This is a genomic window from Oxalicibacterium sp. (assembly GCF_035565035.1).
Lineage (GTDB): Bacteria > Pseudomonadota > Gammaproteobacteria > Burkholderiales > Burkholderiaceae_D > Oxalicibacterium.
The window spans coordinates 37,202-60,075 of the sequence record NZ_DATMTD010000103.1 but is presented as its reverse complement, the minus strand read 5'-3'; the positions used below and the strand labels follow the sequence as shown (position 1 = coordinate 60,075).

Annotated in this window: 21 protein-coding genes; 17 read left to right on the top strand and 4 right to left on the bottom strand. The window is 56.9% G+C overall.

The features are described 5' to 3' along the window. Positions 1 to 123: 123 nt before the first annotated feature. The 3 genes from VN114_RS10135 to erpA are packed head-to-tail and all read left to right on the top strand — an operon-like array spanning position 124 to position 1,583. A complete protein-coding gene (locus tag VN114_RS10135; RefSeq protein WP_325514487.1) occupies positions 124 to 765 on the top strand; it encodes a DUF6776 family protein in 642 nt (213 codons plus the stop codon). Between the two features lie 12 nt (positions 766 to 777). Next, positions 778 to 1,182, top strand: a complete 405-nt coding sequence (locus tag VN114_RS10130; protein WP_325514485.1) for a polymer-forming cytoskeletal protein — start codon at positions 778 to 780, stop codon at positions 1,180 to 1,182. A gap of 50 nt (positions 1,183 to 1,232) precedes the next feature. Then, positions 1,233 to 1,583, top strand: coding sequence for an iron-sulfur cluster insertion protein ErpA (gene erpA, locus VN114_RS10125; RefSeq protein ID WP_325514483.1), 351 nt, complete (start codon positions 1,233 to 1,235; stop codon positions 1,581 to 1,583). An 84-nt stretch (positions 1,584 to 1,667) separates the two neighbouring features. On the opposite strand, the gene VN114_RS10120 is transcribed toward erpA, so the two are convergent. Both VN114_RS10120 and VN114_RS10115 read right to left on the bottom strand, forming a co-directional pair. Then, entirely contained in the window at positions 1,668 to 2,816 is a 1,149-nt protein-coding gene (locus VN114_RS10120) for an anhydro-N-acetylmuramic acid kinase (RefSeq protein WP_325514481.1), read from the bottom strand. Positions 2,817 to 2,914: 98 nt separating this feature from the next. After that, complete coding sequence (locus tag VN114_RS10115; RefSeq protein WP_325514479.1) at positions 2,915 to 4,279, bottom strand: M23 family metallopeptidase; 1,365 nt, start codon at positions 4,277 to 4,279, stop codon at positions 2,915 to 2,917. Between the two features lie 167 nt (positions 4,280 to 4,446). Between VN114_RS10115 and tyrS the strand changes: the two genes are divergently transcribed. The 12 genes from tyrS to VN114_RS10055 all read left to right on the top strand — a co-directional run bounded on the left by tyrS (position 4,447) and on the right by VN114_RS10055 (position 14,652). Further along, positions 4,447 to 5,694, top strand: a complete 1,248-nt coding sequence (gene tyrS / locus VN114_RS10110) for a tyrosine--tRNA ligase (RefSeq protein ID WP_325514477.1) — start codon at positions 4,447 to 4,449, stop codon at positions 5,692 to 5,694. A gap of 67 nt (positions 5,695 to 5,761) precedes the next feature. Further along, positions 5,762 to 6,223, top strand: a complete 462-nt coding sequence (dtd, locus tag VN114_RS10105; RefSeq protein WP_325514475.1) for a D-aminoacyl-tRNA deacylase — start codon at positions 5,762 to 5,764, stop codon at positions 6,221 to 6,223. A 66-nt stretch (positions 6,224 to 6,289) separates the two neighbouring features. Next, positions 6,290 to 6,943: a YbhB/YbcL family Raf kinase inhibitor-like protein gene (locus tag VN114_RS10100; protein WP_325514473.1), complete on the top strand. Its 654-nt coding sequence runs from the start codon at positions 6,290 to 6,292 to the stop codon at positions 6,941 to 6,943. After that, complete coding sequence (locus tag VN114_RS10095) at positions 6,940 to 7,590, top strand: histidine phosphatase family protein (RefSeq protein WP_325514471.1); 651 nt, start codon at positions 6,940 to 6,942, stop codon at positions 7,588 to 7,590. Before VN114_RS10100 ends, VN114_RS10095 begins: the two co-directional genes overlap by 4 nt. Before the next feature lie 124 nt (positions 7,591 to 7,714). Then, positions 7,715 to 8,731: a tRNA dihydrouridine synthase DusB gene (gene dusB / locus VN114_RS10090; protein WP_325514469.1), complete on the top strand. Its 1,017-nt coding sequence runs from the start codon at positions 7,715 to 7,717 to the stop codon at positions 8,729 to 8,731. Positions 8,732 to 8,814: 83 nt separating this feature from the next. Next, complete coding sequence (locus tag VN114_RS10085; RefSeq protein ID WP_325514467.1) at positions 8,815 to 9,048, top strand: helix-turn-helix domain-containing protein; 234 nt, start codon at positions 8,815 to 8,817, stop codon at positions 9,046 to 9,048. A 144-nt stretch (positions 9,049 to 9,192) separates the two neighbouring features. Then, entirely contained in the window at positions 9,193 to 10,770 is a 1,578-nt protein-coding gene (gene purH / locus VN114_RS10080) for a bifunctional phosphoribosylaminoimidazolecarboxamide formyltransferase/IMP cyclohydrolase (protein WP_325514466.1), read from the top strand. A gap of 72 nt (positions 10,771 to 10,842) precedes the next feature. Further along, positions 10,843 to 11,385, top strand: a complete 543-nt coding sequence (ruvC, locus tag VN114_RS10075) for a crossover junction endodeoxyribonuclease RuvC (RefSeq protein WP_325514464.1) — start codon at positions 10,843 to 10,845, stop codon at positions 11,383 to 11,385. A gap of 66 nt (positions 11,386 to 11,451) precedes the next feature. Continuing rightward, the gene (ruvA, locus tag VN114_RS10070; RefSeq protein ID WP_325514462.1) at positions 11,452 to 12,027 is read left to right on the top strand and encodes a Holliday junction branch migration protein RuvA; all 576 of its coding nucleotides are present in this window, start codon (positions 11,452 to 11,454) and stop codon (positions 12,025 to 12,027) included. Positions 12,028 to 12,082: 55 nt separating this feature from the next. Next, positions 12,083 to 13,141: a Holliday junction branch migration DNA helicase RuvB gene (gene ruvB, locus VN114_RS10065; RefSeq protein ID WP_325514460.1), complete on the top strand. Its 1,059-nt coding sequence runs from the start codon at positions 12,083 to 12,085 to the stop codon at positions 13,139 to 13,141. 37 nt (positions 13,142 to 13,178) lie between these two features. Continuing rightward, complete coding sequence (locus VN114_RS10060) at positions 13,179 to 13,631, top strand: YaiI/YqxD family protein (protein ID WP_325514458.1); 453 nt, start codon at positions 13,179 to 13,181, stop codon at positions 13,629 to 13,631. Between the two features lie 178 nt (positions 13,632 to 13,809). Then, entirely contained in the window at positions 13,810 to 14,652 is an 843-nt protein-coding gene (locus VN114_RS10055) for a 4-oxalocrotonate decarboxylase (protein WP_325514456.1), read from the top strand. Positions 14,653 to 14,751: 99 nt separating this feature from the next. On the opposite strand, the gene VN114_RS10050 is transcribed toward VN114_RS10055, so the two are convergent. Continuing rightward, positions 14,752 to 16,386 carry a methyl-accepting chemotaxis protein gene (locus VN114_RS10050; RefSeq protein ID WP_325514455.1) on the bottom strand — a complete coding sequence of 545 codons (1,635 nt, stop codon included), beginning with the start codon at positions 16,384 to 16,386 and terminating at the stop codon, positions 14,752 to 14,754. A 294-nt stretch (positions 16,387 to 16,680) separates the two neighbouring features. On the opposite strand from VN114_RS10050, the gene VN114_RS10045 reads away from it, so the two are divergent. Continuing rightward, a complete protein-coding gene (locus VN114_RS10045) occupies positions 16,681 to 17,424 on the top strand; it encodes an endonuclease/exonuclease/phosphatase family protein (protein WP_325514453.1) in 744 nt (247 codons plus the stop codon). 76 nt (positions 17,425 to 17,500) lie between these two features. Here the strand turns inward: VN114_RS10045 and VN114_RS10040 are convergent, their stop codons facing one another. Next, positions 17,501 to 20,401 carry a valine--tRNA ligase gene (locus tag VN114_RS10040; RefSeq protein ID WP_325514451.1) on the bottom strand — a complete coding sequence of 967 codons (2,901 nt, stop codon included), beginning with the start codon at positions 20,399 to 20,401 and terminating at the stop codon, positions 17,501 to 17,503. A gap of 156 nt (positions 20,402 to 20,557) precedes the next feature. On the opposite strand from VN114_RS10040, the gene VN114_RS10035 reads away from it, so the two are divergent. After that, complete coding sequence (locus VN114_RS10035; RefSeq protein ID WP_325514449.1) at positions 20,558 to 22,840, top strand: UvrD-helicase domain-containing protein; 2,283 nt, start codon at positions 20,558 to 20,560, stop codon at positions 22,838 to 22,840. Positions 22,841 to 22,874 lie beyond the last annotated feature (34 nt).

Sequence of the window (22,874 nt, the reverse complement as noted above, 5' to 3'; positions counted from 1 at the left end):
GCGCTGACGCAAATGGCGAGCAAGCCGAAGCCGGTTTTCAAATCCCTGCAGCGCAAGCTGTGGTTGCGCCGCTGGTCGGTTTCGCCGGCGCGGATGACGATCAAGAATCATCTGCCTTGGCCATTGCGCGCGATTTTCATTGCGATCGTCGTCGGGCTCGGCGGCGCGATTGCGATGTGGGCGTATGACGCCGGTCGCAGCTTTACCGGCTTTAATCCGGGTGCAACGAAAGAGCAACTGGCAACCTTGCGCGAACAATTGCAGCAGGTCAGTGCCGAGCGAGATCAGTTCCAGACCACGGTCAATGCGGCAGAAAGTCGCTTGAACATAGAGCGTTCGTTTCAGGCCCAACTGACCGAGCAGATCAAAAACCTGGAGGCCGAAAACGGCAAGTTGAAGGACGATTTATCCTTTTTCGAAGGCTTGTTGCCAGCTGGAGCGCAAGGCGTTGCCATCCGGAGCTTCAGGGTGGAAATGGTAGAGCCGACCCAATTGCGCTATCGCTTGTTATTAATGCAAGGCGGCAAGTCAAACATTGATTTCACAGGGAATTACCAGCTTGTTTTGACGCTGTTCCAGAACGGCAAAAATGCTATGATGACCCTCCCTAAAACGGAGTCGGCTGCATCATTCCGGCTTTCATTCAAGCATTATCAGCGAGTCGAAGGAGTGCTGGACATTCCCGAAGGTGCGACCGTCAAGTCAGTCCAGGTAAAGGTTCTTGAAAAAGGTGCGCTGCGCGCGCAACAATCCGAAAATCTGTAAAGGAGCGTCATCATGTTTGGCCGTAAAACCAAAAGTACGATCGATAGCCTGATTGGCGCTGAAACAAGTATTTCCGGTAATGTCCATTTCAAGGGTGGTTTGCGAATCGACGGCTGTGTGAAGGGCGACGTGATTGCCGAAGCGGACGAAACCAGCATGCTGGTCATTTCCGAACACGCACGCGTGGAAGGTGAAGTCCGTGTCGCTCATTTGCTGGTCAACGGCGAAATCGTCGGCCCGGTATTTTCGTCGGAATTGCTTGAATTGCAGCCGAAAGCCCGCATAACCGGTGATGTGTACTACAAAGCGCTGGAAATGCATGGCGGCGCAGTTGTTTCCGGTAAATTGACGCACGAAGCGACAGAAGAGCCGCTTTTGAAACTTGCCGTCCCAGTACTGGCGGCCAACAATACGTGAAATCCGGGCAGGGTCTATAATGAACCACCGTTTTCCAGCAGGAGTTTGAAATGAATGCAATTGCAGAAATGCCAGCACCGATCGTTTTCAGCGATAGCGCTGCAGCAAAAGTGGCTGAACTGATCGAAGAAGAAGGCAATCCGGATCTGAAACTGCGCGTGTTCGTGCAGGGGGGCGGTTGCTCGGGATTCCAGTACGGTTTTACCTTCGATGAAATCGTCAACGAAGACGACACCACGATGACCAAGAACGGCGTCCAGCTGTTGATCGATTCGATGAGCTACCAGTATCTGGTCGGCGCCGAAATCGATTACAAGGACGACCTGGAAGGCGCGCAATTCGTGATCAAGAATCCGAATGCGACGACGACCTGCGGCTGCGGTTCGTCTTTCTCTGCATAGGCTGGACCTTTCTCGAAAAAGCGCAGCTTCGGCTGCGCTTTTTTATTTCCGCCTGAGAAATCAGGCCGATAGCTATCGCGAATATCAGGCCGGGTACAGCGCGCCCAGCACGCGCAAGCCTTCAGCGCCGGTAACGGCCGGCAGATTGCCCGGCTGTTTGGTATCGAATCGTTGTGCCAGCCACGCGAAGGCCAGCGCTTCAATCTGGTTGGGTGCGATCCCTAATGACGCGGTTGATTCGACTGTCATGTCGGGGCGGTGCAGCTTCAATGCGAACTGGATCAGCGTCATCAGATAGCTGTTATACGCGCCGCCGCCGCAAACGTACACGGCCTTGGTCAACGGCGCATATTGTCGAATGGCGTCGCCGATCGATGTCGCGGTGAACACAGCCAGTGTGGCCTGCACGTCGGCCGCAGCAATGTCCGGAAAATCTGCCAGTTTTTTCGCCAGCCAGGCCGGATGGAATAAATCCCGGCCGGTGCTCTTGGGCGGAGGCGTCGACAGAAATGGTTCGGCACGCAACGCGCCGAGAAACTCGGCGTGCACCTTGCCGCTTTTGGCCCATTCGCCGTCAACGTCGTATGCCTGCCCGTTGTGTTGCGCGATCCACGCATCCATCAAGACATTGCCCGGGCCGGTGTCGAAGCCGATGACCGGCATCGTGAGTCTGCTCGGCAGGACGCTGATATTGGCGATGCCGCCGATATTAACGACCACACGATCCTCTTCGCGAGCGGAAAACAACGCATGATGAAAAGCCGGTACCAGTGGCGCGCCTTGTCCGCCGGCAGCAATATCGCGGCTGCGAAAATCGGCGATCACGTCGATGCCGGTACGTTCTGCCAGCAATGCCGGATTATTGGTCTGGCGTGTGTAGCCGGCTTCCGGTCGATGACGAATCGTCTGGCCGTGCACGCCGATTGCTTCGATCTGTTCGACAGGAACGCCGGATTGTTGCAGTAACGCAGCGACGCACTCCGCGTAATGTTCCGCCAGTTGGTTGGCGGCTTGCGCTTCGCGGTGGATTTCATCCGGACCGCTGGTTTGCAGTGCCATCAGTTCAGCGCGTAACGCAGCAGGAAAAGGGACATAGGCTGCCGCCAGTGTTTCACGCAGTACGCCTTCTTCGTTGGTGAACGATGCCAGTACGCCGTCGACGCCGTCGAGGCTGGTGCCGGACATCAGGCCGATATAGAGGGAAGTTGCCGTATCAGTTGGATTGGAAGCCATAAAAAAACCGTTCGTCAGAGTTGAATGGATTGTAAGCCATCAATCATGAACGAACGGTTTTCATCGTCCGAATGTCTTCGGCCGTTAAGAACTCTTTGTTATTTTGCAGCCATGCGAATGGCCGAATTTTCCGGAGCCAGCAGCGCAAACCGATGCGACATGTCCGATGCAACAGCGCGGAAATTCTGCATCTGTGCAGCAGCCAGCGGCTGCGCATTCGGGATGTTGATCTTCAGCGGATCGCGCGGCACGTTATCGACACGGAACTCATAATGCAGATGCGGACCGGTTGCCCAGCCGGTGCTGCCGACGTACCCGATCAACTGTCCCTGGCTGACTTTCGCGCCTTGACGCAAGTTCGATGCGAAACGACTCATGTGTCCGTACACGGTCGAATAATTTGCCCAATGCTTGATCATGATCACGTTGCCGTAACCGCGTTGCTGGCCGACGAAGGTCACCGTGCCATCACCTGCTGCGCGGATCGGCGTGCCGGTTGCCGCCGCAAAGTCCACGCCCTTGTGCGCCTTCCACAAGCCGGAAATCGGATGTCGGCGCATCGAGAAACCGGACGAAATACGGGTAAATTCGAGCGGCGATTTCAGGAATGCTTTTTTCAGCGATTTGCCGTCGAAGCTGTAATAGCCACCGTTTTTTCCCGATTCGTTGAACCACACCGCCTGGTACGTCGCCGGGCCATTCATGAATTCGCCGGCCAGTACGCGGCCGGAATAGACGTATTCGCCATTCATCCAGAAGGTTTCATAGACGACGTTGAAGCGATCGCCGCGACGCAGGTCCGAACCGAAATCGATATCGGTGGAGAACATGTCGACAATCTGCATGGCGACATTGTCCGGAATCTGCGCGACGTCGGTGGCGGCAAACAAGGAAGAGCGGATCACGCCGGTGCGCATTTCGACACGACGCTCCAGCATGCCCGGCGTTTCGGTTGCCTTGAACTTGTCACCGTCACGGGAGATGACGATGTTCTTGACCGATTCATTGCGGCCTTCGACGACCATGCTGCTCAGTTGCGTCAGTTCGCCGTTTTCGTTCGTCTGTGCCTGCACGCGTTTGCCGGCTTTCAACTGCATGATGTTGCGTGCAATCGGGTCCGACTTGATGAAGGTCGCTGCGGCATCATCCTCCACGCCGAGGCGGTCGAGCAAGGTGCCCAGCGTATCGCCGGAGCGCACGCGTTCTTCGTGGATGAAATGCTGATTGGCGGTATCGAGTGCGGCGATCTGTTCGGACAGATGGGGCAACGCCAATTCTGCGGTGATGGAACGGATCGGCAGATCGTCTGCGTCGGGCGCCATCGGCGCGACGCCGGCTGCGCCGAAAGCACAGAGAGCCAGTAGTAATGCGGAAGCGGAAACAATGCGGGTTTTACGCGAAGTACCGAGGAGAAGCTTTTTACCAACTGAGCCTGCGCTCAGGAATCTATTTAATGTGAACATGCAATAAGTTAAAATCAGCCGCTTGTTCGGTTTCTCTATCTTGTTGCTTTTATCAGTTTCGGAACGGCAAGGTTAAATAAAAAAAGCGCTGCAAAATCAAGCGGGTATTGTACCGACTTCTGCTTTTCCGACACGCCATTTTTCCCTTTTCTTACAATTTTCTCGACATGGACGTTTCCTCTCAAACAACGGCAGTACCTTCGCTGCCTCTTTCCGATGCTGTACAGGAGGCTATGTCGGTCGCGAAACGCGGCGCGGAAGAGTTGCTGATCGAATCAGAATTTGCCCAAAAGCTGGCGCGTGCCGAAAAGAACGGCAAGCCGCTGCGCATCAAGCTCGGACTGGACCCGACCGCGCCCGATCTGCATCTTGGCCACACCGTCGTGCTGAACAAGATGCGTCAGTTGCAGGATCTCGGTCACAACGTGATTTTCCTGATCGGCGATTTCACGTCGATGATCGGCGATCCGTCTGGACGCAATGCAACACGCCCGCCATTGACGAAAGAACAAATCGAGGAAAACGCGAAGACCTATTTCGCGCAGGCCAGTCTTGTGCTGGATCCGCAACGGACCGAAATTCGTTACAACTCGGAATGGTGCGATCCGCTCGGCGCGCGCGGCATGATCGAGTTGTCGGCGAAATATACGGTGGCACGCATTCTGGAGCGCGAGGATTTCACCAAGCGTTTCAAATCCAACACGCCGATTTCGTTGCATGAATTCCTGTACCCGTTGATGCAGGGTTACGATTCGGTTGCACTGAAATCGGATCTGGAACTCGGCGGCACCGACCAGAAATTCAACCTGCTGGTCGGACGTGAATTGCAGAAAAGCTACGGCCAGGAACAGCAGTGCATTTTGACGATGCCATTGCTGGAAGGCCTGGATGGTGTCGAGAAGATGTCGAAGTCGAAGAACAACTATATCGGCATCACCGAGCCGGCCAATACGATGTTTGCCAAGGTGATGAGCATCTCCGACGTGATGATGTGGCGCTACTACGAGCTGTTGTCGTTCCGTTCGCTGAACGAGATTGCGCAGTTCAGGAAGGATGTCGAAGGCGGCCGCAATCCGCGCGACATCAAGGTGCTCCTTGCGCAGGAAATCGTTGCGCGATTCCATTCGGTGCAGGCGGGCGAGGATGCGCTGGCTGATTTCGTCAATCGCTCGAAGGGCGGCATTCCGGACGATATTCCCGATGTCGCATTGAGCGGCGCGCCGCTCGGTATCGGCCAGTTGCTGAAGCAGGCGAACCTGTGCGCGTCGACATCGGAAGCATTGCGCATGGTTGAGCAGGGCGGCGTGCGCATCGACGGCACCGCGATCAGCGACAAGTCATTGAAGGTCGACGCCGGCACCATCGTCGTGCAGGTCGGCAAGCGCAAGTTCGCGCGTGTAACGTTGTCGGCATAACCTTGTCTCGATTGTTGCTTCGACCAGTGTTGCGATTCGCTGTTTCGATTCCGATCGGACGAATGCAATGATCGCGTTGCTGCAGCGGGTATCGCACGCGAGCGTCGCGGTCGACGGCGCAGTCGTCGGCGCGATTGATACCGGTTTGATGGTACTGGTATGCGCGGAGCGAGATGACTCCGCCAAGGAATCCGACGCGTTGTTGACGAAGTTGTTGTCGTATCGCGTGTTCGCGGACGATGCGGGAAAGATGAACCGCAGTGTGACCGATATTGCCGGCGGCTTGCTGCTGGTGCCGCAGTTTACACTGGCGGCCGATACGCGTTCAGGAACGCGACCTTCCTTCACGCCGGCCGCAGCGCCGGATGTCGCACGCACACTGTTCGATCATTTTGCCGCACAGGCGAGAAGCAGGCACACGCAGGTTGCGACGGGCCTGTTTGGCGCGGACATGAAGGTATCATTGACCAACGACGGGCCGGTGACTTTCTGGCTGCAGATCAAACCGGCGCAAGCCGATCGAGCATGACCTCGGAAGATGCGTCCGGCCCAATCCCGCTAAAATGCAGCATCAACGAATGAACGCGAGGGCACGATGAAATTGTGGAGCGACTCCTTCAAGGACGGCGAGGCGATCCCCGACGAATTCGCTTTTTGCGTGGCCGATTCGGCAGCGCATGTTGCCATGTCGAGCAACCGGAATCCGCATCTGGCGTGGAGCGATGTGCCGCCCGGTACGCAATCGCTGGCGCTGGTCGTTCACGATCCCGATGTGCCGTCGCGCGGCGACGATGTCAATCAGGAAGGACGTATTGTCCCGGTCGATCTGCCGCGCGTGGACTTCTATCACTGGACGCTGGTGGATATTCCTGCGACGGTTAATCAGATTGCTGCAGCATCGTTTTCCGACGGCATCACGCCACGCGGAAAATCTGGTCCCGCCATTGCGAATGCACCGATTGCCGGCGCACGTCATGGCGTCAATGATTACACCGGCTGGTTTTCGCAGGACAAGGATATGTCGGGCGATTATTTCGGCTACGACGGCCCGTGTCCACCGTGGAACGACGCCATCGCGCATCGCTATATTTTCACGTTGTATGCGCTCGATATTGCCGGCGTCCCGGTGCACGGGCGATTCACTGGCGCGCAGGTCCGCGCGGCAATCGCCGGTCATGTTCTGGCCGAGGCGTCGCTGAGCGGCGGTTATTCACTCAATCCTGCCGTTCCGGCCGTGGGGAAAGCGTGATCGAACTCTTGCTGATTCGCCATGGCGAAACCGAATGGAATGTCGAGAAGCGTCTGCAGGGGCATCGCGATATCAAGCTCAATCGCGAAGGCCTGCGCCAATCGCTGGCGCTCGGTCGGCGTTTGATTGACGAACCGCTGGATGCTATTTATTCAAGTGACTTGCTGCGTGCCCTGCACACGGCGCAGGCGATTGCCACCCCGCGCGGCATGAATGTGCAACTGGAAAAGGGTTTGCGTGAGCGTTGCTTCGGCGCGTTCGAAGGAATGATTCACCCGGAAATCGATGCGCGCTATCCGGAGGATTACGCGGCCTGGCAGCGTCGCGATATCGATGCGCGCTATCCGAGCGGCGAGTTTCATGCGGAAACGCTGCGAGAATTTGCCGCCCGTACGCTGGAATGCGTCGAGCGCCTCGCAAACCACGCCGGGCATCGGCGTATTGCCCTCGTCACGCATGGCGGAGTACTCGATACCGTTTATCGTCGCGCGACCGGCATGGGTTTTGAGTTGCCGCGCAATTTCGATGTGCTGAATGCGAGTATCAATCGTGTGACATGGGATGGTAGTAATTTTGCTATCGTCAAATGGGCCGATGTGTCGCATCTTGCTCACGCCTCTCTCGACGAAATCGACCATCTTCAGTAAATCCGAATAAACCTTCCACAATAGTTGTAGACGAGGCAACGTTTGCCTGTTTTTTATGCAGATGCTTCATCGGTAACAGGCGGATACGGATAAAATACCGCTTTTCCTTCAAGCCGCCTGCACCGTGAAGATCGGTCCCTATTCCCTTGTGAATAATGTCTTTGTCGCCCCGATGGCCGGGGTGACCGATCGGCCTTTCCGTCAATTGTGCAAACAACTCGGCGCCGGTTATGCAGTGTCTGAAATGGCGGCGTCCAATTCGCGCCTGTGGACCTCCGAGAAATCGTCGCGCCGCACGAATCACGAAGGCGAGATGGAGCCGAAGGCAGTGCAAATCGCCGGCGCGGATCCGGTGATGCTGGCGGAATGTGCCAAATACAACGTCGATCGTGGTGCGCAGATCATCGACATCAACATGGGTTGTCCGGTCAAGAAAGTCTGCAATGCCTGGTGCGGTTCCGCACTGCTGCAGCATGAGACATTGGTGGCACAGATTCTGGAAGCGGTCGTCGCCGCTGTCGATGTGCCGGTCACGCTGAAATTCCGCACCGGATGGGATCGCAATCACAAGAATGCATTGAACATCGCGCGCATTGCCGAGCAAAGCGGCATCGCGATGCTCACCCTGCATGGACGCACGCGTGCCGACGGTTACAGCGGTGATGCCGAATACGAAACGATTGCTGCGGTGAAGTCCGCGGTCTCGATTCCGCTGGTCGCCAATGGCGATATCGCGACGCCGGAGAAAGCAAAACACGTGTTGCAGGTCACTGGTGCCGACGCGATCATGATTGGTCGTGCGGCGCAGGGGCGGCCATGGATATTCCGCGAGATCGACCATTACCTACGTACCGGCACCTATCTGCCGTCACCGATGATTGCCGAAGTCAGCGCATTGATGAACGAGCATCTGCGCGCGCATTACGCGTTCTACGGCGAGTATCTCGGCGTACGCACCGCACGCAAGCACATCGGCTGGTATGTGCGCGACCTCGCGGGGGGCGAGGCGTTTCGCCGGCAGATGAACCGGATCGAGGATTGCGATGAACAGCTTGCTGCTGTCGACGCATTTTTTGAGTTGCAGTTGGCACATGGCGAGCGGTTACAATATCGTCCCGCCGAAGAAAGGCTGGCTGCCTGATTGCAGGGTTCAAATGCAGGGCCTGACCGTTGTACAGATTCCGGCCCTTCGGGCATCAATAAAAAGCGCGAGCAACCGATCACATGAGCAAAGACAATATCCAGGACGTCGTCAAGAAAAGCCTTGAAAAGTATTTCAAGGATCTCGGTGAGCAAACACCGTCGAACGTCTATGAAATGGTGGTGTTCACCGTCGAGCGTCCGATTCTTGAGGCCGTGATGGCACGAGCCGAAGGCAACCAGTCGCACGCTGCCGACATGCTGGGCATCAATCGCAACACCTTGCGCAAAAAACTGCAGCAGCACGACATGCTGTGATGCGCGCGCATTTGCTGAATCCGTTTTTTCTTCGATCCTCTGCGGGAAGCGAATAACGCCAGGATCTCGGCACGCGGCGACTGTCGCACCGTTTGACCTGGGCATTTATTTTTCCCCGCATTTTCATTACTCGATATCTTCATCATGATCAAACAAGCGCTAATTTCCGTATCCGATAAAACCGGCGTGCTCGACTTTGCGCGTGCGTTGTCCGACATGAGCGTCAATATTCTGTCGACCGGCGGCACCGCCAAACTGCTGTCAGACAACGGCATCAAGGTGACCGAAGTTGCCGACTACACCGGCTTTCCCGAAATGCTCGACGGCCGCGTCAAGACGCTGCATCCGAAAGTGCACGGCGGCATTCTGGCGCGCCGTGATTTTCCGGAGCACGTTGCCGCCTTGCAGACGCATGGCATCCCGACCATCGACATGGTCGTCGTGAATCTGTATCCATTCCAGCAGACGATCGCGCGCGAACATTGTTCGCTGGAAGATGCGATCGAAAACATCGACATCGGCGGCCCGGCCATGCTGCGTTCGTCCGCGAAGAATCACAAGGATGTAACCGTCATCTGTGATCCGAGCGATTACGCACAGGTTCTGTCCGAGATGAAGGCGCACAACGGCGACGTCACGTTCGAAACCAAGTTCACGCTGGCCAAAAAAGTGTTCGCGCACACCGCGCAATATGATGGCGCGATCACCAACTATTTCACGTCGCTCGGAGCGGACAAGCAGCATGCGACGCGCAGTTCGTATCCGGCCACATTGAATCTGCACTTCGACAAGGTGCAGGAAATGCGCTACGGCGAAAACCCGCATCAGTCTGCTGCATTCTACCGCGAGGTCAATCCGCAAGCCGGCGCATTGGCCAACTACACGCAATTGCAGGGCAAGGAACTGTCGTACAACAACATCGCTGATGCTGACGCGGCATGGGAGTGCGTAAAGACCTTCGACGAGGCCGCTTGCGTGATCATCAAGCATGCCAATCCGTGCGGCGTTGCCGTCGGCATCACGCCGTTCGAGGCTTACAGCAAGGCATTGCAGACCGACCCGACCTCGGCCTTCGGCGGCATCATCGCGTTCAACCGCGAGCTCGACGGCAATGCGGCGGAAGCAGTCGTCAAGCAATTCGTCGAAGTCTTGATCGCACCGTCGTTCAGCGAACAGGCGAAAAAAGTTTTCTCGACCAAACAGAATGTGCGCCTGCTCGAAATTCCGCTCGCGAGTGCGGGTAATGCGGCGGTCAACAACCACGACTTCAAGCGTGTCGGCGGCGGCTTGCTGGTGCAATCACCTGACGCGAAGAACGTTGCGTTGGCGGAATTGAAAGTCGTCAGCAAGAAGCAACCGACACCGCAGCAGTTGCAGGATCTGATGTTCGCCTGGCGCGTCGCCAAGTTCGTCAAGTCGAATGCGATCGTGTTCTGTGCTAATGGCATGACCATGGGTGTCGGCGCCGGTCAGATGAGTCGCATCGATTCCGCCCGCATCGCATCGATCAAGGCGTTGAATGCCGGTTTGTCGCTGGTTGGTACTGCGGTTGCGTCGGATGCGTTCTTCCCGTTCCGCGACGGCCTCGACGTCGTGGTCGATGCAGGTGCGACCTCGGTCATCCATCCGGGCGGTTCGATGCGCGATCAGGAGGTCATTGATGCTGCCGACGAACACGGCATCGTGATGATGCTGACCGGCACGCGTCATTTCCGTCACTAATTACGCCGAAAGCGAGAACGTGGCTATGATGGGAACGTTCTCCTTTTTGCGTCATCCGACGCGCGTTTCTTCATGAAAATTCTCGGCATCGATCCCGGCTTGCGTACGACCGGTTTCGGCGTGATTCACAAGCAGGGCAACAAGCTCACCTACATCGCGTCGGGCACGATCAAGACGCCGGATGCCGACTTGCCGCAGCGCCTGAAAACGATTCTCGGCAGCGTGTCCGAAATCATCGCGACCTATCGACCTGATTGCGCGGCGATCGAAAAAGTCTTCGTCAACGTCAATCCGCAATCGACACTGTTGCTGGGTCAGGCGCGCGGTGCCGCCATTTGTGCGCTGGTCGGCGCGGATTTGCTGGTGTCTGAATACACGGCATTGCAAGTCAAGCAGGCCGTTGTCGGTCATGGCAAGGCGCAGAAGACACAAGTGCAGGACATGGTGCAACGTTTGCTGCACTTATCCGGCATGCCGGGTACCGATGCCGCCGATGCGCTCGGCGTGGCGATCTGTCATGCACATAGCGGCGAAGCGCTGGCCGCACTGGGTGCACTGGCACCCGAACTGGTCAAGAAAGGCATGCGCGTGCGCGGTGGTCGTCTGATCGGGTGAATGCGTGATCGTTCAGCATCGTCATTGCAGTCTTTTCATTTCAACATTCACTTTTGGATCATCACGATGATTGGTCGTCTTTCCGGAATTCTGCTCGAAAAAAATCCGCCGCAATTGCTGGTCGATTGCAACGGCGTCGGTTATGAAGTCAATGTGCCGATGAGCACCTTCTACAACCTGCCGGGCCTGAATGAAAAAGTGACGCTGCTGACGCACCTTACCGTGCGCGAAGATGCACACATCCTGTTCGGCTTCGGAACGAACGAAGAGCGCAACACGTTCAAGGAACTGGTCAAGATCAGCGGCATCGGCGCGCGCACGGCGCTGTCGATCCTGTCCGGCATGTCGGTGCACGATCTGGCGCAGGCGATCACGATGCAGGAAGCCGGACGCCTGACCAAGGTGCCGGGTATCGGCAAGAAAACCGCCGAACGCCTGCTGCTGGAATTGAAGGGCAAGCTCGGTGCCGATATCGGTGCCGGCGCGACCGCAGTCGGCGACGTATCGTCCGATGTGCTGAACGCATTGCTGGCGCTCGGCTATTCCGACAAGGAGGCGATGCTGGCGATGAAGCAGGTGCCGGCCGGCAGTACCGTGTCGGACGGCATCAAGCTTGCGCTGAAGGCGCTGTCAAAGGCGTAATCGCAACCAGACCAGACACTGATTCGATCCCGAGCCATCAGGCTACAATGCAGCCATGACCATCCAAACCGACGATTTCAGCGAACAACGCATCATTGCCGCCACGCCAGCCTCCGCCAACGAGGAGGCAATCGAGCGCGCACTGCGTCCCAAACAACTGGACGAATATGTCGGCCAGGAAAAAATCCGCGGTCAGCTGGAAATCTTCATCACCGCCGCACGACAACGGCGTGAAGCGCTCGATCACACCTTATTGTTCGGTCCTCCGGGTCTGGGCAAGACCACGCTGGCGCACATCATCGCGCGCGAAATGGGCGTCAATCTGCGTCAGACTTCCGGCCCGGTGCTGGAACGCGCCGGCGATCTGGCCGCGCTGCTGACCAATCTCGAAGCGAACGACGTGTTGTTCATCGACGAAATCCATCGCCTGTCGCCAGTGGTTGAAGAAATCCTGTATCCGGCGCTGGAGGACTACCAGATCGACATCATGATCGGAGAAGGTCCGGCGGCACGTTCGGTGCGTCTCGACCTGCAACCTTTCACGCTGGTCGGTGCCACCACGCGTGCCGGCATGCTGACCAATCCGCTGCGCGACCGCTTCGGTATCGTTGCGCGTCTGGAGTTCTATACACCGACCGAACTGGCAAAAATCGTCACGCGCAGTTCTTCATTGCTGAACGCACCGATCGACGACGAAGGCGCATTCGAAATCGCCAAGCGCAGTCGCGGCACGCCGCGTATTGCCAATCGCCTGTTGCGCCGCGTACGCGATTACGCGGAAGTCAAAGGCAATGGCAAGATCACCAAGGCGATGGCCGACGCAGCGCTGGTGATGCTGGATGTCGATCCGGTCGGGTTCGACCTGATGGATCGCAAGCTGCTGGAAGCGGTGCTCTTCAAATTCAACGGCGGCCCTGTCGGTCTCGACAATCTGGCTGCAGCCATCGGCGAAGAACGCGACACGATCGAAGACGTGCTGGAGCCTTACTTGATCCAGCAAGGTTTTCTGCAGCGCACGCCGCGCGGACGCGTCGCAACACCGGTCGCCTATCAACACTTCGGCATTACTGCGCCGCAGACCAACCCAAGCGGCGAACTGTGGAACGGGCAATGACCGTTTCGGTGGCACCTCGCTGCTTCTTCAATTGATCATGCAAATCTGGGTCGATGCCGACGCCTGTCCTTCCGTGATCAAGGACATCCTGTTTCGTGTCGCCGACCGTCTGCAGATTCAGGTCACGCTGGTCGCCAACAAGCTATTGCGTACGCCGCCATCGCGGTTCATCAAGGCGATCCAGGTTCCGGCCGGGTTTGATGTGGCCGACAATGAAATCGTGCGATTGGTGCAGGAAGGCGATCTGGTCGTGACCGGCGACATTCCGCTGGCGTCCGACGTCCTGGACAAAAATGCATTTGCGTTGAATCCGCGTGGCGAGTTTTACACCAGGGACAACATCCAGCAGTTTCTGACCATGCGCAGCTTCATGGACGAACTGCGTAGCAGCGGTGTGGAAACCGGCGGTCCCGCGCCATTCAGTCAGGCCGACACACGCAACTTTGCGAATCAGTTGGATCGTCACCTGGCGAAGAATTTCAATCGATAGCAGTCTGTTGGTAACAAAACAACTGTGCCGGACGTCATAGCCAGTTGCCACATTGAATTTATTTCATCTGCTAGCCTGATTTTTGCGAACGTTGCGTCTTTGCAGCATTCAAACCTTGTGCAAAAATGTTGCGTCGAAGACAATCAAATTCCATCTTTATCCTCCTTGCGAGCCAACCATGCTGATGTCCACCCAAGCCAATCGATATGCGCATCAGTTGTTGACTGCGCGAGCGAATGCGCAGCAGATCCCTTGTCTGACAAAGGATGCAGAACTGTCGATCGCCGATGGCTATGACATCGCCAAGCGGATCGCCGACATCCGGATCGCGCAGGGAGAAATGCCGGTCGGCCGAAAAATCGCCTTTGCCAATCGCACGACGTCGGCCAATTATGGTGCGCGCGAACCGATCAATGCGCCGGTCTGGGCCTACATTTATGACGACACCGTGCGTTACGCCGACAACAATCACGGCCTGCAAAGTTTGAAAGGTGCCGTGCAACCGCGCATCGCACCGGAAATTGTCTTCAAGCTCGGCAGCGCGCCGAAAGCGAATGCCACCGTGGAAGATATTGCGGAGTGCATTGAATGGATGACACATGGCTTCGAGCTGGCCGTTTGTCCTTTTCCCGGCTGGAAGTTCGAGGCTGCCGATGCGGTCGCCGCATTCGGCCTGCACGGTTCGCTGGTGCTGGGCGAGCCGCACGTGCTGTCGGAAGGAACGCGCCGCCATCTCGGCGATATCCTGACCAACGTCAGCGTGTCGCTTTCGTACAGCGAAGGGACGGAATACACATTGCATAGTGCAGGTTTTGGAAGCAACGTGCTGGACAGTCCGGTGCACGCAGTCTGGCATCTGCATCAAATGCTGAAGGAACAGCCGCAGTTTGCGCCACTCGCTGCCGGCGAGCTGATTGCAACCGGCACGCTGACCGATGCCTATCCGATCAAGGCAGGGCAGACATGGTCGACGGCGTTCTCCGGCGTTGCGCTGCCGGGTTTGACGCTGTCTTTCGTGTGATGACGCAAACAAGGCTCGGCATACCGTGCCGGCAATGAAAAAAGGGCGACTGATCAGTCGCCCTTTTTTATCGGTGCAATGCACCGTTTCTCTAAAGTATCAGGCGGCCTTGTAATTGATCGCAGGATGCGATGCGGAATGATCGGACAGCGCTGCGTGTTTGGTCGTGCTCGATACCACTGCGTTGTCATCGATCTTGAACACGCTGACAACCTGTGCCAGCTTGTCGGCCTGATCGCGCAACGACTGCGATGCAGCGGCGGCTTCCTCGACCAGCGCAGCATTCTGTTGCGTGACCTGGTCCATCTGGCCGATCGCGGTGTTGACCTGCTCGATGCCGGAACTCTGTTCCTGACTGGCAGCCATGATCTCGTTCATGATATCGGTTACGTGGCGAATGCTGCTGACGACATCGTCCATCGTCCTGCCTGCTTCCGTGACAAGCTTGCTGCCGGCATCGACGTTGTTGACCGAATCGTCGATCAGACCCTTGATCTCTTTCGCCGCGCCGGCCGAGCGTTGTGCAAGGCTGCGTACTTCTGCCGCGACGACGGCAAAGCCGCGTCCCTGTTCGCCGGCACGTGCTGCTTCCACCGCAGCGTTCAACGCAAGGATGTTGGTCTGGAACGCGATACCGTCGATGACGCCGATGATATCGACGATCTTGCGTGACGAACCGTCGATCGCACCCATCGTGTCGATCATTTCCTTGACGACGGCGCCACCCTTGGCGGCAACCGTGGATGCGGAAACGGCCAGCTGATTCGCCTGCTGCGCGTTCTCTGCATTCTGCTTGACGGTGGACGTGAGTTCTTCCATCGACGAGGCGGTTTCTTCCAGCGAGGCAGCCTGCTGCTCGGTGCGCGACGACAGGTCCAGATTGCCGCTGGCAATTTCTGCCGATGCGTTGTTGATGAAGTCGGTGCCGGACTTGACGTCCATGACGATTTTCTTCAAGCCGCTGTTCATGCTTTCCAGTGCACGCATCAAGTCGCCGATTTCATCTTTCGACGTCTTGCTGATTTCCGAGGTCAGATCGCCGTCCGCGGCGCGGCTGGCGACATCGATCGCTGTTTTCAGCGGGCGTGTGATGCTGCGTGTGATCAGGAATGCGCAGGTGGCGCCGAGCAGCAGCATCAACACGCCGAGGGCAACCATCAGGTTCCAGCTGCGTTGATGCGCTGCGGCGATATCAATCGAAATGTTATCGATTTCCTTTCGCTGGAACGACAGGAATTCCTTCACCTTTTCCTGATAGGCCTTGGCGGCTGGCATGAAGACTTCATTGAAAACGCGTTCCCCTTCAGCCTTGTTGCCGGAAGATTTCGCTGACATGACATCTTCCTTCGCCTTTTGATAAACCTTGCGCAGCGCGATCGATGCATCGAGCAGCTTGCGCTCTTCATCGTTGGCAATCAACGGCTCCAGGCTTTTCAACAGTCCAGAGCCCTGCTTTGTGCTGTCTGCGATGACGTCGGCAAAGACTTCGGACAGTTTGTCGTCACTGCTGCGCGCGATCATCGCCGTACGTGCAATGGCAGAGTAAATGAAGACGTACCAGTCGGATGTGATGCGCTCCTTGGTCAGTGGCTCTTCCATCATCAAGCGAGTCGCTTCGGCATTCTGTCGGGCATGAATCAGCGCGATCGCAGTGGAAGCAACAGACAGGGCGATGACCATCGTGAAGCCGATGGCAAGGCGTGTGCCGATTCTGAAATTCGATAGAAAGCTCATGGATTCGTCTCTTTGAATAATTGTTCTGAAGGAGATTTGAAAATTTATTTCTGCATGGCAAGTCTAAGATAAACCTCTTTTGCTGAGCAAAATTTGTCATGCAATGTGGCGGGAATGCGTCATTTATTGTGACGATGGCATTGATCGTTTCGCATGTTTTTCCGCATTGTTAAATAAACGTTACGCTCGGATGTCGTCGGGAACCTTCGTATGGTGACGGCATCCCATAAACAAGGTAGCTGCAACGCGGTCGCATTCATCGCGCAGCGTAAAACGAAAAAAGGCGGGGGGGACATGAACGACCGGGCAACCAAACTCGATATCCATTGTGCGACTGCACCTGACACCGATCCGTGGCCACTGACGGTTGCGACATACAACATTCATAGTGCGATCGGCACTGATGGAAAGTTTGCGCCGCAACGCATTGCCGATGTCTTGCGTGAAATTGATGCAGACGTCATTGCGCTGCAAGAGGTGCCGCTCGGCGGCAGCCGGCGCGGCAACATCCTGCCGATTCTGCAGGAGGCGACGGGCTTTCATGCGGTCGAGGGCGCGGTGCAGGACACGCCGCGCAGTCGATATGGCAATGCCGTGCTGAGTCGTTATCCCGTTATTGCGACGCGGCAGCTCGATCTTTCATTCGGAAGTCGCGAACCGCGTGGTGCGCTCGATGCGGATATCGATGTATGCGGCAATCCTCTTCGCATCGTCGCCACACACCTGGGATTGCGGCCGGCCGAGCGCTGCGATCAGATCGGACGATTGCTGAAAGTGTTTGATACGAATCGCATGCCGGTCATCTTGATGGGCGACCTCAACGAATGGTTTGTCTGGGGCCGCTGTTTGCGTCGGCTTGTCACGCATTTCGAGGCAGTGCCGGAGATGCGGACGTTTCCATCGCGCTGGCCGATCTTTGCGCTGGATCGTATCTGGATCAGTCCTCGTCATCGCCTGTTGCGCATTGAGGTACATGCGACGCCGCTGGCGAAACGTGCATCCGATCATTTGCCGTTGATTGCGCACATTGACGGATGATCGGTCTGTCATTACACAAATAAAAAGCGCAGCCTTGGCTGCGCTTTTTTGTGGACAGGATTTGATGCTGCTGCGCTTATTTCAGCTTTGCAAACTGCTCTCGCAACTTGTCCAGCGTGGCCGAGAAGTTGGCGACGCGTTCCTTCTCTTGCGCGACGACTTGTGCCGGTGCGCGTGCGACAAAACTTTCGTTGCCCAGCTTCGCATTCGCTTTCGTGATCTCGCCATCGAGACGCGTGATCTCTTTGGTCAGACGCTCGCGTTCTGCGGCGACATCGATTTCCACTTTCAGCATCAGCTTGGTGGTGCCGACGATCGATACGGGCGCAGGGGATTCCGGCAGCTTGTCGACGACTTGCACTTCGGAGAGCTTGGCCAGCGATTGCAGATACGGTGCGAACGATTGCAGACGTGTGCTTTGCTCCGCGTTGCCCGCTTCCATGATCAATGGCACGCGCAGTGCTGGCGATAATTGCATTTCACCGCGCAGGTTGCGGCAGGCATCCGTCAGCGACTTCAGTTCCGTCATCCATTGTTCTGCGGCTTCGTCGATCTTGCCCGGCTGCGATTCCGGATACTTTTGCAACATGATCGTGTCGCCAGCCGGGTTCAGCTTGATGCCGGTCAGCGGTGCGACGGTTTGCCACAGTTGTTCGGTGATGAACGGAATGACCGGATGCGCGAGACGCAGGATTGTTTCGAGCACGCGCAACAAGGTGCGACGCGTGGCGCGTTGCTGTGCTTCAGTGCCGATCTGGATCTGGACTTTGGCGACTTCCAGATACCAGTCGCAATATTCATCCCAGATGAACTGGTAGATCGACGACGCGATGTTGTCGAAACGATAGTCGGCAAAGCCCTTGGCAATGTCGGCTTCCACGCGCTGCAGCAGTGACACGATCCAGCGATCTGCCTGAGAAAAATCGGTGTAGCCACCTGGGTCGCAATCTCCGGCCGCGCACGGCGCATCGCGGAAACCGCAATCGTGGCCTTCGCAATTCATCAGCACAAAGCGCGTCGCGTTCCACAGTTTGTTGCAGAAGTTGCGATAGCCTTCGGCGCGGCCGAGGTCGAAGTTGATGTTGCGGCCGAGCGATGCGTAGCTCGCCATCGTGAAGCGCAATGTGTCGGTGCCGTAGGCATTGATACCGGTCGCGAATTCCTTGCGGGTGGCCTTGTCGATGCTGGCAGCTTGCTTCGGATTCATCAAACCGGCGGTGCGTTTGGCCGCGAGATCGTCGACGCTGATGCCGTCGATCAAATCGATCGGATCGAGCGTGTTGCCTTTGGACTTCGACATCTTCTGGCCGCTGGAATCGCGCACCAGACCGTGCACGTACACGGTGTGGAACGGCACCTTGCCGGTGAAGTGCGACGTCATCATGACCATGCGCGCGACCCAGAAGAAGATGATATCGAAACCGGTGACGAGTACCGACGATGGCAGGAATGCCTTGTAGTCCGGCGTTTCTTCCGGCCAGCCGAGTGTCGAGAACGGCACCAGCGCCGATGAGAACCAGGTATCAAGTACATCGTCGTCGCGCTTCAGGTTACCGGTGTAGCCGGCTGCAGCGGCCTTGGCTTTCGCTTCGGCTTCGTCATGCGCGACGTAGTATGTGCCGTCGTCGCCGTACCACGCCGGGATCTGATGACCCCACCAAAGTTGACGCGAAATGCACCAGTCCTGAATGTTGTTGAGCCACTGGTTGTAGGTCGTGCTCCAGTTTTCCGGCACGAACTTGATCTCGCCGCTGGATACTTTTTCCAGTGCGACTTCGGCAATCGACTTGCCCGGATTGAACGTGCCTTCCGGTGCCGGTTTGCTCATCGCGACGAACCATTGATCGGTCAGCATCGGTTCGATGACGACGTTGGTGCGATCGCCGCGCGGCACCATCAGCTTGTGCGGCTTGACCAGTTCGAGCAGGCCTTGCGCGTCGAGATCGGCGACGATCTGTTTGCGCGCGACGTAACGGTCCATGCCTTGATAGGCGGCCGGCGCGTTGTCGTTGATCTTTGCGTCGAGCGTCAGGATGCTGATCTTGTCGAGGTTGTGACGCTGACCGACCGCGTAATCGTTGAAGTCATGCGCAGGTGTGATCTTGACGCAGCCGGTGCCGAACGCCTTGTCGACGTATTCGTCTGCGATCAGTGGAATTTCGCGATCGCACAACGGCAGCTTCAACATCTTGCCGACCAGTTGCTGATAACGCGTGTCGGTCGCATCGACCGCTACCGCAACGTCGCCTAGCATGGTTTCTGGACGCGTGGTGGCGACGACGATGAAATCGCGTTCTTCCCATTCGGAGGCGTTGCCTTCTTCATCGAAAGCGATCGGGAATTGGTATTTGGAACCGTCCGCCAGCGGGTAGCGGATGTTCCACATATGGCCGTCTTCTTCTTCGGACACGACTTCCAGATCCGATACCGCGGTGCCCAGTACCGGATCCCAGTTGACCAGACGCTTGCCGCGATAGATCAGGCCTTGCTCGACCAGTTTGACGAACACGTCGGTGACGATTTTCGAGCGCGGCTCGTCCATCGTGAAGTATTCGCGGCTCCAGTCGGCCGACGCGCCGATGCGGCGCATCTGGCCGGTGATAGTAGAGCCGGATTTTTCCTTCCACTCCCAGACTTTTTCGAGGAATTTTTCACGGCCCAGATCGTGACGCGAAATTTTTTGCGCATCGAGTTGGCGTTCGACCACGATCTGCGTCGCGATACCGGCGTGATCGGTGCCGGGAATCCACGCGGTGTTGTGGCCGCGCATGCGGTAATAGCGCGTCAGGCCATCCATGATGGTCTGGTTGAACGCGTGGCCCATGTGCAGCGTGCCGGTCACGTTCGGTGGCGGCAACTGGATGCTGAACGACGGTTTGGCTGGATCGACGTGCGCGGTGAAATATCCGCGCTTTTCCCATTCGGCGCGCCAGAAGGCTTCAATGTCGGCGGGCTCGAAAGACTTGGCTAATTCCATGATTTTGCAGTGAATTGAATCGAATCGAGCATTATAAGTGACTGCGCAGGTCGGAGGCAGGTCGGCGAATCATTGAATCGCTGCTCAGGTACGGGAAAACGTTTTGAATACTGTTGATGCATCCAGTAACGCAGGCGCGACCGGTATAATCGCCGGATGCAAAATCTTCTTCACAACCTTAATCCCGAGCAACTCGCCGCCGTCACGCTTCCCGCACAACCTGCATTGATCCTGGCCGGTGCCGGATCGGGCAAGACGCGCGTATTGACCACGCGTATTGCGTGGCTGATCCAGACCGGCCAGGTATCGCCGGGCGGCATTCTCGCGGTGACGTTCACCAACAAGGCTGCGAAGGAGATGATGACGCGCTTGTCGGCGATGATGCCGATCAATACGCGCGGCATGTGGATCGGAACGTTCCACGGTTTGTGCAATCGGCTTTTGCGCGCGCATTATCGCGATGCTGCGTTGCCGCAGACCTTCCAGATTCTGGATTCGCAGGATCAACTGTCGATGATCAAGCGCCTGTTGAAGGCGAATAATGTCGACGACGAGAAATACCCGCCGCGCAATCTGATGTATTTCATCAACGGCGCGAAAGACAACGGCCTGCGCGCGAAGGATGTCGAAGCGTTCGACGATTACAACCGCAGGATGGTCGAGCTATACGAACTGTACGACCAGCAATGCCAGCGCGAAGGCGTGGTCGATTTTGCCGAACTGCTGTTGCGGACGTATGAACTGCTGAGTCGCAATCAGCCGTTGCGAGAACATTATCAATCGCGCTTCAAGCACGTGCTGGTCGACGAATTCCAGGATACGAACAACCTGCAATACAACTGGCTGAAGCTGATGGCGGGCACGCAAGGGGCGGTGTTTGCGGTCGGTGATGACGATCAGAGTATTTATGCTTTCCGTGGCGCCAATGTCGGCAACATGAGTGCATTCGAGCGCGAGTTCAAGGTCGAGAACCTGATCAAGCTGGAGCAGAACTATCGCTCGCACGGTCACATTCTCGACACGGCGAATACGCTGATCGCCAACAATACCAAACGTCTTGGCAAGAACCTGCATACCGACGCCGGTCACGGCGAACTGGTGCGCATCTACGAAGCGACCAGTGATCTGCAGGAAGCACAGTGGATCATCGAGGAAGCAAAAAGCCTGATCGCCGAAGGCAGCACGCGTAACGAGATCGCGATTCTGTATCGTTCGAACGCGCAGTCGCGGGTGATCGAGCATGCGTTGTTCTCGGCTGGCATTCCCTATCGCGTATACGGCGGCCAGCGCTTCTTCGAACGTGCCGAAATCAAACATGCGATTGCGTATCTTCAGCTGATGGACAATCCGCATAACGATTCGGCATTCCTGCGCGTAGTGAATTTTCCGACGCGCGGCATCGGTGCGCGCTCGATCGAGCAACTGCAGGATGCGGCGCGGCAGTACAACATTTCGCTATATGCAGCGGTGCCGTATATCGCCGGCAAGGCAGGCACGTCACTGGGCGCGTTCGTCAAGCTGATCGAAGGCGCGCGTTTCGAAACACAACGTTTGCCATTGCCGGAAATGGTGCAGGTCGTGCTGGATGCGAGTGGTTTGATCACGCACTATCAGAATGAGAAGGAAGGTGCGGATCGCATCGAGAATCTGGAACAGTTGGTCAGTGCAGCAACGCTGTTCGTTTCCGAAGAAGGTTTCGGCCACGACGCGCCGGCTTTGCTCGGTCCGCAAAGCCAGGCGAGTGCGGGCCCTGCAATCGTGACGGAAGACGGCATTGAAGTGCTGGATGCGGATGCACCCTTGGTGACGGTGATGTCGCCGTTGTCTGCCTTCCTGTCGCATGCATCGCTGGAAGCGGGTGACAATCAGGCGCAGGCCGGGCAGGATGCGTTGCAATTGATGACCGTGCATTCGGCCAAAGGGCTGGAGTTCGACGCGGTTTTCATCACCGGGCTGGAAGAAGGCTTGTTCCCGCATGAAAATTCGCAGAAGGAAGAAGGCGGCGTCGAGGAAGAACGGCGCTTGATGTATGTCGCGATCACACGCGCCAAACGTCGTCTCTACATCAGTTTTTCGCAGACCCGCATGTTGCACGGTCAGACCCGCTACAACATGCGGTCGCGCTTCTTCGACGAGATGCCGGAAGATTCCCTGAAGTGGCTGTCACCGAAAGTGCAGCAACATCACTGGTTCGCCAATCAGAAATCGGCATGGGACGACGCGCCGGAATCCGGTGTCAATCAGATTGCGCAAGGCATGGGGAAAAGGGATATCGGCTGGCGCATCGGCGAATCGGTTGCGCATGCCAAGTTCGGCGAGGGCGTGATCGTCAATATCGAAGGCAGCGGCAGCAGTGCCCGTGCACATATCAACTTCGGCAGGCACGGAATGAAACTGCTCGATCTGAGTGTGGCCAAGCTGGACAGAATCGCTGGCTAAAACGGAATGCACGCTGCGGCAGAAAACCGCAGCG